The sequence below is a fragment of the Paraburkholderia ribeironis genome (assembly GCF_900019265.1).
Lineage (GTDB): Bacteria > Pseudomonadota > Gammaproteobacteria > Burkholderiales > Burkholderiaceae > Paraburkholderia > Paraburkholderia ribeironis.
Window position 1 is genome coordinate 1 of sequence record NZ_CYGX02000146.1, and the last position, 3762, is coordinate 3762.

Genomic DNA, 3762 nt, shown 5'->3' on the forward strand with positions numbered 1-3762 from the left:
CTGGCCGATCAGCAAGCTCGATCTGCCGGGCTCATTCCGGTCGTATTGCTAAGCGACACGCCAACGGAGGTCATTGCTTCAGCTCCGGTGGAAGCGCAAGCGCAGGGCGCAAAGCCTGTATCACCGGTCGGCACGATGGAGATCCGGATCGGTCGTGCGGTGGTTAAAGTGGACGGCCTGGTTGATGCCGATATGCTGCGGATCGTGCTGGGTAGTCTGCGCTCATGATCTCCCTACCGGCAGGCACGCGCATCTGGATCGCTGCTGGCGTCACCGATATGCGATGCGGGTTTCAGGGGTTGGCAGCGAAGGTGCAAACAGCGCTTGGGGAGAATCCGCTGGGCGGCAACGTCTACATCTTCCGGGGCCGTCGCGGCGATCTGGTAAAGATTCTCTGGGCCTCGGAGGACGGAATCTGGCTGCTCGCGAAGCGGCTTGAACGAGGCCGTTTTATATGGCCCAAGGCCGACGGTGGCAAGGTCCATCTGAGCTCTGCACAACTGTCGATGCTGCTTGAGGGCATCGACTGGCGACAGCCCCGTCGCACTGCCGCACTATCGATGTTGTAAACCGCGCGGCAGACTCGTAAACTACGGCGCATGTCGAACGGCGCCGATCTTCCTGACAATGTCGAGCTCCTGAAGGCCTTGCTGATTGAGGCCCGCAGCCTGCTTGCCGAACGCGATGTCGAGATTGAGCAGCTCAAGGCGCAGATCGACAAGCTCAGGCGCATGCAGTTCGGTCGCAAGTCCGAGCAGCTGCAGCGGCAAATCGAGACGCTCGAGACACAACTTGAGGATCTGGCCGCCGGGCGCGGCGTTGTGGATGTGCTGCGTGCGCAGGCCCGCGGTGCAAATGCGTCCACCTTGAATGCGACGACGGACGAAGCGGCTTCCAGGCAAGCGCTTCCCGCGCATCTGCCGCGCGAGGATCATGTGCTCGAGCCTGAATCAAGTTGCCCGGATTGCGGTCAACCAATGCAGGTGCTCGGCGAGGACGAATCCGAACAACTCGCCCGGGTCGCAGCGGCGTTCAAGGTCATTCGCACGATCCGGCGCAAACTGGTTTGCCCATGCTGCAGCACTATCACCCAGCCGCCGATGCCCGGCCTGCCGATCGAGCGGAGTATCGCCCATCCGAGCTTGCTGGCAGACATCCTCGTCTCGAAGTACGCAGACCACCAGCCGCTGTACCGGCAATCAGCGATCGCGGCGCGCGACGGGGTGACGCTTGACCGGGCCAGTATGGGCCGCTGGGTCGGCCAGTGCGAGGCACTGTGCGCTCCGCTAACAGATGCCATGCCCACGCGAGGAGAAAGTTCTACGGTAAGCGGTCCATCTTCGACGTCTATCGGCTGGCGGCATGAGCGAGGAGCATAGGTGTCCACCTACGTGGAGGTGGACACCTATGGCTGGCAATGACTCAGAGTTAAGAGTAGTTCGTCTAAGCCGCGACGGGCGCCGTCGCTATGACGAGGACGGTAAGCGCGCGCTGGTCGAGGTTGCATTGCGCCCGGGCGTGTCGGTAGCCCGTCTGGCACAGGAGCATGGGATCAACGCTAACCTGCTGCGCAAATGGACCACAAAGTACCTGATGGAGCGTGAGAAAGGCATCTCATTGGCATTGCTGAAGGACGACGACGCCGACGAGCGCGGCCCATCACCACCAGCAGTCGAAGTGATGGATGGCAAAGCCATCGGTATGCCGGATTCACGTAAGCGGCCCGCGCCGACAGAATCCTCCTCTGCATTTGTTCCTGTCGTGTCACCACCACCGGCACCGCCGCCACCATCCGTATCTCCGGCACCGCCGATGACGCTCTCACTGCATGTATGTCTGTCGAACGGCGTGGAGCTTGATCTGAGTGCAGCGAGCATCGACGAACTGAGCACCGTGGTCCAGATGTTCGGGAGGATGCCGTGTTCCGGTTCGACGAAAAGCTGACGGTATACCTGCACCGCGATCCCGTCGACTTCCGGTACGGAATGAACAGTCTGTCGATTCTCGTCGAACAGGCGATGCGCCTGAATCCGATGAATTCCTCGCTCTACGTTTTTACCAACCGGCGATGCGATCGCGTCAAGATCCTGGGCTGGCAGCACAACGGTTTCTGGCTGATGCTCAAGAGACTTGAGGCCAATGATCGCTTCGTCTGGCCTGACAGCAAAACCGAAGTCGTGACGTTGACCGTCGATCTGCTGCACTGGCTTCTCGAAGGTGCCGACATTGCTGCTCTTCAGCGGCATCCGAAACGCCATTATGCTCGCGTGAGTTGAACACGGCATCGGCGTGCCGGTCTAAGTGGCATGCCGATCAACGTGACCATCGACGCTGACGAACTCAGGGCGCTTCTCGCGATACGTGAGGAGCATGACGCCCTTCAGTCAGAGCGTGACGGGTTACGCAGCGCACTGCGTCTCGTGACTGCGGAGCGCGAACTGTTCGGCGCGAAGAGCGAAGCTCGCGCATCGGATCAGCCCGGTCTGTTCAATGAAGCCGAAGTGCTCGGCACGAACGCAACACCCGCGCAGGAAGATACTCCCGAAACCACGATCGCAGCGCACACGCGCAAGAAGCGCGGTCATCGCAAACCGCTCGATCCCAATCTGCCGCGCGAGGTCGTTCGGCACGAACTTCCCGAGGTCGAACGCTTCTGCAACCACGACGGACACGCGCTCGTCGAGATCGGCGTCGAAATGAGCGAGCAGCTCGACGTGATCCCCGAGCAGGTTCGCGTCATCCAGCACCAGCGCGTCAAATATGCCTGTCCGTGCTGCGACCTCGGCATCAAGGTTATGCCGGCGCCGGCGCGCATCATCCCGCGTGGGCTGCTGACGGAATCGGCACTCGCGTGGGTCGCCACCGGCAAGTATCAGTTCGGCATGCCGATCTATCGACAGGCTGGCCTGCTGCGACGCTTCGGTGGCGACATCTCGTCGAACACGCTCGCCGCGAGCATGATCCGCGTCGGTCTCGCGACGCAGCCCGTTATCAACCTGATGCGCGACGCGTTGCTCGATGCTGACGTGATCTACTGCGACGAGACGACGTTCCAGGTCCTGAAGGAAGAAGGGCGCAAGCCGCAAACGAAAAGCTATCTCTGGGCGCAAATGACCGGACCGGGAACGCCCATCCGCTGTTTCGCCTATACGGCTGGTCGCGGCGCGAAGCTGGCCGACAAACTGTTCGCCGGCATTCGCAAGGGTGCGGTTCTGATGACCGACGGATACGAGCCCTACAACGGCATCGCGCAACAGTATCAGCTCGTGCATCTCGGATGCTGGGCTCATGCGAGACGGTATCTGGTCAAGGCCGAAGATAACGTGCCCAAGGCGGCCCGCTCCCCCGATCTGCTCGCCACACGCTTCATCAAACTGATCGGCAAGCTGTTCGCGGCGGAGGCGCGCAGTGAAACGTGGCCGGCTGAACGACGACAGCGATTGCGACGACGATACAGTGCGCACGTACTCGATGCCATCGAAAAACTGGTGCTCGAACAGTCGCCCGGCGTCGTGCCGCAAAGTTTACTCGGCAAGGCGCTGACCTATCTGCATGGGCAGTGGCCCAAGCTGATCCGTTACGTCGAGAACGGCAACTGGCCCATATCGAACAACCCCTGCGAAAATTCCATTCGCCCGTTTGTGACGGGGCGTTCATTGTGCACCTCCTTGCGAAACCTCGGTAAACATTGGGAGTTGCCCTTCAACTTCGTTGCGACACGGGCGATGTTTGCGCGTCAACGCAGCTGTAACTGCCTCACTG

The 3762-nt window shown here is 61.0% G+C and carries 4 protein-coding genes and 2 pseudogenes; all 6 read left to right on the plus strand.

Translation table 11 applies throughout. The features are described from left to right. Positions 1-228: pseudogene (locus BN2475_RS32470) on the plus strand (IS66-like element accessory protein TnpA); the annotation flags it as partial. Then, complete coding sequence (tnpB, locus tag BN2475_RS32475; RefSeq protein ID WP_094783439.1) at positions 225-569, plus strand: IS66 family insertion sequence element accessory protein TnpB; 345 nt, start codon at positions 225-227, stop codon at positions 567-569. The pseudogene BN2475_RS32470 and the gene tnpB (BN2475_RS32475), both read left to right, overlap by 4 nt. 30 nt (positions 570-599) lie before the next feature. After that, positions 600-1301, plus strand: a pseudogene (locus tag BN2475_RS32480) (IS66 family transposase); the annotation flags it as partial. A gap of 106 nt (positions 1302-1407) precedes the next feature. Further along, entirely contained in the window at positions 1408-1944 is a 537-nt protein-coding gene (locus BN2475_RS32485; protein WP_094783440.1) for a transposase, read from the plus strand. Next, positions 1920-2276: an IS66 family insertion sequence element accessory protein TnpB gene (tnpB, locus tag BN2475_RS32490; protein WP_094783441.1), complete on the plus strand. Its 357-nt coding sequence runs from the start codon at positions 1920-1922 to the stop codon at positions 2274-2276. The genes BN2475_RS32485 and tnpB (BN2475_RS32490) overlap by 25 nt, the downstream gene beginning before the upstream one ends. Positions 2277-2306: 30 nt before the next feature. After that, positions 2307-3762, plus strand: a 1456-nt coding sequence (tnpC, locus tag BN2475_RS32495; RefSeq protein WP_245841742.1) for an IS66 family transposase, incomplete at its 3' end; no start/stop codon positions are given.

What these genes read in the sequence shown, in the direction of transcription:
- tnpB (WP_094783439.1), top strand. Translation starts at nt 225, where the DNA reads ATGATCTCCCTACCGGCAGGCACGCGCATCTGGATCGCTGCTGGCGTC.
- BN2475_RS32485 (WP_094783440.1), top strand. Translation starts at nt 1,408, where the DNA reads ATGGCTGGCAATGACTCAGAGTTAAGAGTAGTTCGTCTAAGCCGCGAC.